The sequence below is a fragment of the Streptomyces diastatochromogenes genome (assembly GCF_002242805.1).
Classification (GTDB): Bacteria; Actinomycetota; Actinomycetes; order Streptomycetales; family Streptomycetaceae; genus Streptomyces; species Streptomyces diastatochromogenes.
Window position 1 is genome coordinate 1 of sequence record NZ_MCGQ01000111.1, and the last position, 6,712, is coordinate 6,712.

Sequence of the window (6,712 nt, forward strand, 5' to 3'; positions counted from 1 at the left end):
CCCCCAGGTAATAGGTCGCCAGCCCCGCCGGAACAACCCACCCACCCCGGCTTGGATGGGGCAGGGCAGGAGAGCCCGCCCGGTGGCGCAACCGCAGATGGGCCGGTGGGCCTACGAGATCAAGTCAGGGACAGGGTTTTCAGGGTGAGATGGCTCGGCTGAGGAACCCCGGGGTCAGTCATCAAGGCGGTGAAGGACCTGCGCGAACTCGTCGTTCTCGACCAGGCCGACCAGGACGTCAGTCATGCTGCTGATGCCGGCGTCGCGGGCTATGAGTCCGTCCGAGCACCAGAAGTAGCGGCCTCCGAGGGCTTCGCCGCTCTCGGCCCATCGCGCCATGATGGCTTCGACCTGGGCGAGAGTGATGACGGTCGCGCTCCAGCGGGAGCCGTCCTTGAGGTCCACGAAGACATCGACGTTGTCCACGGACTCCAGGTCCTCGCCGACGTTCGGCAGGAATGCGGCTTCGAAGTGCTCCGTGCGGACGCGGTACCAGGGCCCGTCCCAGCTGCCGGGCTGTGTGCTGTGGCTCATCGGGCGAGTGCGCCGGGCTGATTGCCGCACCTCAACCGCGTTCCTCCGACACTCTTCCGGCCGTGTGACGCACCGGCATCGACCCGACCGACCGTTTCACGGACGCCCTGCCCCAGCCGGCCGACCTGATCGCCGACGGCAAGCTCGACCTCCCCGTCTGGCGGACCTACCCGCTGGACGAAACCGCCCAGGCTCACTGCCACCCAGCGGCACTCGCCACCACTCCGACCCACAGGCATGTCTACGCAGTCAGATCAAGGCCGTCAAGGCGTGAGGCACACGTACCGGCATCCCAACCCGGAAGGGCCCGGCATTCCCGCCTCCCGCGTGGGTCGGACCGTCGGAGCAAGTGACGAATGCGCGCCCAGACCCTTGACGGCCACCTTATGACTGCGTAGACATGTCAGCGCAGTCAGACGGACATAGGCTGGCACCGGCACTGATCACGATCGGCGGGGGACACCATGACGCGAGGGGCAGGACGGGGCGGGAGTTCCGGCGCACCGCGCAGTGTGGACGTGGCCCGGCTGGCGGGCGTCTCGCAGAAGACGGTGTCCCGGGTCTTCAACGACGAGCCGTACGTTTCGGCCGAGGTGCGCCGACGCGTTCTGGAGGCGGCCGAGGAGCTGGGCTACCGGCTGAACAACGCGGCCCGGGCACTGGCCTCCGGACGTACACGGTCCATCGGCGTGGTGACACTGGGAACCGCCCTGTACGGGCCCGCCTCACTGATCATGGGGGTCGAGCGCGCCGTACGGGACAGCGGGTACACCGTGCGCGTGGTCAACACCGTGGAAGGCGACCCGGCGGGAGTCGCCGGTGCCGTGGACTCGCTTCTCGATCAGGGCGTGGACGGCATCGTCATCTCCGAGCCGATCGACGACGGACACGACGGAGATCTCTCGGGCCTTGTCGACGTACCCATTCTCGTCCTCGGCGCGCCGCCCTTGCCCGCGCCCAGGGCGTTGGCCGCGGGCGTAGGCGCCGCTCTGATGGCGCGCGCGGCCACCGAGCACCTGCTGGACCTGGGGCACGCCACTGTCCACCACCTCGCCGGTCCGCAGCGGTGGTACGCCGCCCGGGACCGGCTGGAGGGCTGGCGGGCCGCGCTCGCCGCGCACGGCAGGACGGTGCCGCCCGTCGTCGAGGGCGACTGGTCGGCCGCGTCCGGCTACGCGGCGGGCCACGAACTGGCCTCCGACGGCGACATGACCGCGGTGTTCGCAGCCAATGACGACATGGCGATCGGCCTCATTCGCGCGCTGGCGGAAGCCGGCCGACGCGTGCCGGACGACGTCAGCGTCGTCGGCTTCGACGACATCCCCGTGGCCGCCTATGTGAATCCCCCTCTCACCACGATGCGCCAGCCCTTCGACGCCGTGGCCCAGGAGGGACTCAAACGCCTCGTGCACTCCATCGAGAACCCACAGGCGGACCCCTTGCCGGCCAGTGATCCACCGGTCGACCTCGTGGTCCGGGCCTCGACCGCGCCCCCACCGCCCCGGATGACCCCAGGTCGTGCTCGGCGCACCGTCTCCCCTCCGAGTGGGGGCCGGCACAGCCCGCCCCCGAACGGAGGCGCCTCCACCCACAACTGACCACGACAGACCAGCCCGGGCAACGGCCTTCACCCCCGGGCACGGGAGCGCGAGGAAAGCCACCGTACCGACCTCTGCTCCCCTCATCTCTTCCTCGACCGCACCCTTCACGCGGTAGCCGCTGAGCGGTTTCGCCGCGACGGCTCTCTGCTCCACCCTGTCACTTCCCCGGTCACGCGCTGCCACCACTACGGCAGGTGGAAGCCCGACGGGCGAAGTCCGCGAGGACGTGCACCCGCGCCATGGCGACCTCCATGTCCTGGCCGTCATGTTCGAGCCTCCTTCCTTCTCGTCACCCTCGTTCCGCACGCCCTCGCCCGGCGTGCCATCCCCTCATCCACCGGCGGGAGTTCACCATGCGCAGATCCAGCTCCACCCCCAGCCCCTCCCGGATGAGCCGCCGGCTCTTCCTCACCGCAACGGGAGCGGTGTCCCTGGGTGCCGCACTGTCCGCCTGCGGCGGCGGCAGCGGCGACGGCGGAGGCTCCAGCTCCTCCACGAAGCCGGTCGGCCAGGCCGACATCGACAAGGCGATGAAGACTCCGACCGAGCTGACGTTCTGGACGTGGGTCCCGGACATCGAGCAGGAGGTCGCGCTGTTCGAGAAGAAGTACCCGGCCATCAAGGTCAAGGTCGTCAACGCGGGCCAGGGCGTGCAGCATTACACGAAGCTGCGCACGGCGATCAAGGCCGGCAAGGGCGCCCCGGACGTGGCGCAGATGGAGTACCAGGCGATTCCGACGTTCACGATCACGGACAGTCTTCTGGACCTGCGCCCCTACGGCGCGTCCGGGCTGAAGGACACGTTCGTCGACTGGACATGGGGACAGGTCAGCGGCCCCGAGGGGGAGATCTGGGCGATACCGCAGGACACCGGTCCGATGGGCATGCTGTACCGGGCGGACATCTTCGACAAGCACGGCATCGAGCCGCCGAAGACCTGGGACGACTTCGCCGCCGCGGCGCGCAGGCTGCACAAGGCCGACCTGGACGTCTACATCACCAACCTGGCCGCCAACGAGGCGGCCGCGTGGCACGGTCTGCTCTGGCAGGCGGGGGCCAAGCCCTACGCGACCTCCGGCAAGGGCAACGTCTCCATCGACGTCGACGACGCGATCTCCAAGAAGCTCGCGGCCTACTGGGGCGGGCTGGCTCAGGAGGGTGTCATCGGCGTCGAGCCGGACTTCACCGACGCCTGGTTCTCCGCGCTGAACAGGGGCAAGTACGCGACCTGGATCACCGCCGCCTGGGGGCCGGTCTTCCTCTCCGGCGCGGCCAAGTCCACCGCGGGCAAGTGGCGGGCGGCTCCCCTGCCCCAGTGGGACGCCGCGAAGCCGAGCTCGGGCAACTGGGGCGGTTCGACCAGCGCGGTCATCAAGGCGACCAGGAACCCGATCGCTGCGGCGGTGTTCGCGCAGTTCCTCAACAGCGACCCCGAAAGCGCGCAGCTGCTCAACACCAAGCAGTCGTTCTTCCCGGCGACGAAGCGACTGCTCGCGGACCCGGACTTCGCCGCTGACGCACCCGCCTTCTACGGCGGGCAGAAGGTCAACCAGGTGTTCGCCCGGATCGGCGAGACGGTCAGCCGCGACTTCCAGTGGCCACCGTTCCTCGACCAGGCCGTCACCGACTGGACCGAGACCGTCGGCACGTCCCTCGCCAAGAAGAAGGACTCCGTCGCCGCGCTCGACGCGTGGCAGACGCGGCTGACCACCTACGCCAAGGCCCAGGGCTTCAGCGTCCAGGCTCCGTGAGGTCCGGCGGGTCCCGTGCTCCGACACTCTCCGCCAGGAGAACGGGCCCCGCGTCCGGCCAGTCCCTCTCCCGTCAGAAAGGCCCGATGATGACTGCCACGACCGCGGCCTCCACCGAGGCCCCGCGCCGAGCGGGGCCGAAGCGTCACCGGCTCGGTGGCCTGCGTCATGGTGCGGCAGGTCCGCTGTTCGTCGCACCGTTCATGGTGCTGTTCCTGCTGATGTTCCTCACCCCGCTCGGCTACGCCGCCTACCTCAGCCTGTTCCAGGAGAGGCTCATCGGCGGGAACACGTTCGTCGGGCTGGACAACTACGTGACCGCCCTGAAGGACCCGCTCCTCAGGGAAGGGGTTCTGCGGGTCGCGGCGTTCTTCGTGATCCAGGTCCCGCTGATGCTTCTGCTGGCCCTCGGCTTCGCGCTCGCGCTCGACAGCGGCCTGTTGCGGCTCGCACGGGTGATCCGCCTGGGCATCTTCGTCCCCTACGCCGTCCCGAGCGTGGTCGCCACCCTCATGTGGGGCTACCTCTACGGGCCGGACTTCGGGCCGTTCGCCCAGCTGAGCAGGAAACTCGGCCTGCCGGTCCCGCACTTCCTCAGCGACGGATGGCTGCTCGGCAGCCTGGCGAACGTCGTGACCTGGGAGTTCGTCGGCTACAACATGATCATTCTGTACGCGACCCTGCGCACGATCCCCCAGGAGCTGTACGAGGCCGCCGCGATGGACGGCGCCGGCGCCTGGCGGATCGCCTGGTCCATCAAGCTCCCGGCCCTGCGCCCGGCGCTCCTGCTCACCCTTCTGTTCTCCGTGATCGGCAGCTTCCAGCTGTTCAACGAGCCGAAGCTGCTGCAGCCCATCGCGCCCGACGTCATCGACACTTCGTACACCGCGAACCTCTACGCCTACTCCCTCGCCTTCACCGGCCAGCAGGTCAACTACTCGGCCGCGGTGTCCTTCCTCTTGGGCATGGTCATTGTGATCTTCTCCTACGCCGTCCTGTTCACCGCGAACCGCAGGAGGACGTCATGACGACCACGACTCCCCCGGCCACGTCCCGAGCGGCCGTGACCGCCACCGCAACCGGCGCGCCCCGGGCGGCTCACCGGTGGCGCCGGCGGTCGGCCCGGCGCCGCAGCACACCGCTGACCATCGTCATGCTGGCCGTCCTGGCCTACTTCCTGCTGCCGTTGTTCTGGCTCGCCATGGCCTCGACCAAGAGCACCCAGGACCTGTTCGACAGCTTCGGGCTGTGGTTCTCGCACGCTCCGCAACTGTTCGAGAACATCCGGGAGACGCTGACGCACGACGACGGGATCTTCCTCCACTGGCTGCTCAACACCATCCTGTACTCCGTCGGCAGTGCGGTCGGTGCCGCGCTCCTGGCGGCCGCCGCCGGCTACGGGTTCGCCAAGTACCGGTTCCGGGGCAACAACGCCGCCTTCTCCCTGGTGCTCGGCGCCGTCATGATCCCCACCACCGCCCTGGCCATTCCGACCTATCTGCTCTTCGCGAAGGCGGACCTGGTCAACACCCCCTGGGCCATCGTCCTGCCCTCACTCGTCAGCCCGTTCGGCCTCTACCTCATGCGCATCTACGCCCAGGACGCGGTCCCGGACAGCATCCTGGAGGCCGCGCGCATCGACGGAGCCGGTGAGCTGCGGATCTTCTTGCAGATCGCTCTGCGCCTGCTGGCCCCGGGCCTGGTGACCGTCGTGCTCTTCACGCTCGTCGCGACCTGGAACAACTACTTCCTGCCGCTGATCATGCTCAACGACCCGCGCCTGTACCCCGTCACGGTCGGGCTCTCCTCCTGGGCGTCCCAGGCGGTCGGCGGCGGGGCCGGCGCGAACAGCAACATGCTCGCGCTCGTCGTGACCGGCTCCCTCATCTCCCTCGTCCCGCTCGTCGTCGCCTTCCTGCTCCTGCAGCGGTACTGGCAGAGCGGTCTGGCCACCGGCGGCGTCAAGCAGTGAAGCCTTGCCGGCATCACCGCCGGCTCCCTGGCCCCCCATCGACTCTTCGGAGGTTCCCCTCATGGCGGTCCTGCCCGCCCGCGTCCTCTTCGGCGCCGCGTACTACCCCGAGTACACGCCCGCCTACGATCCCGGGCTGCGGCCCGACGAACGGCTGAAGACCGACCTCGACCTGATGGTCGAAGCGAACTTCACCGTGATCCGGGTCGGCGAGTCGGTCTGGTCGACCTGGGAGCCGGAGAACGGGACGTTCGACCTCGACTGGCTCCAGCCGGTCCTCGACGGCGCCCACGAACGCGGCATCTCCGTCATCCTCGGCACGCCGACCTACGCCGTGCCACCGTGGTTGGCCCGGCAGTACCCGGAGATCACCGGCGAGCGGCGCACCGGTGAGCGGATCGGCTGGGGCGCCCGCCAGGAGGTCGACTTCACCCACCCCGGCTTCCGCTTCCACGCCGAGCGGGTCATCCGCAGGATGGCCGCCCGCCACGCCGACCACCCGGCGGTCATCGGATGGCAGGTCGACAACGAACCGGGTCTGCACCTCTTCCACAACCACGGTGTCTTCCAGCGCTTCGTGGACCACCTGCGCGAGAAGTACGGAGACGTCGAGACCCTCAACCGTGAATGGGGCCTGGTCTACTGGTCGCACCGGCTGTCGACATGGGCCGACCTGTGGACGCCGGACGGCAACGAGCAGCCCCAGTACGACGTCGCCTGGCGGGAGTTCCAGGCCCGTCAGGTCACCGAGTTCATCGGCTGGCAGGCCGACATCGTCCGCGCGTACGCGCGCCCCGAGCAGTTCGTCACCACCTGCATCTCCTACACCCGCCAGGGGGTGGAGGACGACGAGA

At 69.1% G+C, this 6,712-nt stretch carries 6 protein-coding genes; 5 read left to right on the forward strand and 1 reads right to left on the reverse strand.

The features are described from left to right. Positions 1-174: 174 nt before the first annotated feature. Positions 175-534, reverse strand: coding sequence for a hypothetical protein (locus BEK98_RS46495; protein ID WP_094222860.1), 360 nt, complete (start codon positions 532-534; stop codon positions 175-177). A 464-nt stretch (positions 535-998) separates the two neighbouring features. Here BEK98_RS46495 and BEK98_RS46500 point away from each other — a divergent pair, with 464 nt between their 5' ends. From BEK98_RS46500 to BEK98_RS46520, 5 genes are all read left to right on the forward strand, one after another. Beyond that, the gene (locus BEK98_RS46500; protein ID WP_094222861.1) at positions 999-2,132 is read left to right on the forward strand and encodes a LacI family DNA-binding transcriptional regulator; all 1,134 of its coding nucleotides are present in this window, start codon (positions 999-1,001) and stop codon (positions 2,130-2,132) included. 356 nt (positions 2,133-2,488) lie between these two features. Then, positions 2,489-3,886: an ABC transporter substrate-binding protein gene (locus BEK98_RS46505; RefSeq protein ID WP_094222862.1), complete on the forward strand. Its 1,398-nt coding sequence runs from the start codon at positions 2,489-2,491 to the stop codon at positions 3,884-3,886. 89 nt (positions 3,887-3,975) lie between these two features. Further along, positions 3,976-4,914: a carbohydrate ABC transporter permease gene (locus tag BEK98_RS46510; RefSeq protein WP_094222864.1), complete on the forward strand. Its 939-nt coding sequence runs from the start codon at positions 3,976-3,978 to the stop codon at positions 4,912-4,914. Further along, on the forward strand, positions 4,911-5,858 hold the full coding sequence (locus tag BEK98_RS46515; RefSeq protein WP_094222863.1) for a carbohydrate ABC transporter permease: 948 nt from the start codon (positions 4,911-4,913) through the stop codon (positions 5,856-5,858). Before BEK98_RS46510 ends, BEK98_RS46515 begins: the two co-directional genes overlap by 4 nt. A gap of 61 nt (positions 5,859-5,919) precedes the next feature. Then, positions 5,920-6,712, forward strand: a 793-nt coding sequence (locus tag BEK98_RS46520; protein WP_208643432.1) for a beta-galactosidase, incomplete at its 3' end; no start/stop codon positions are given.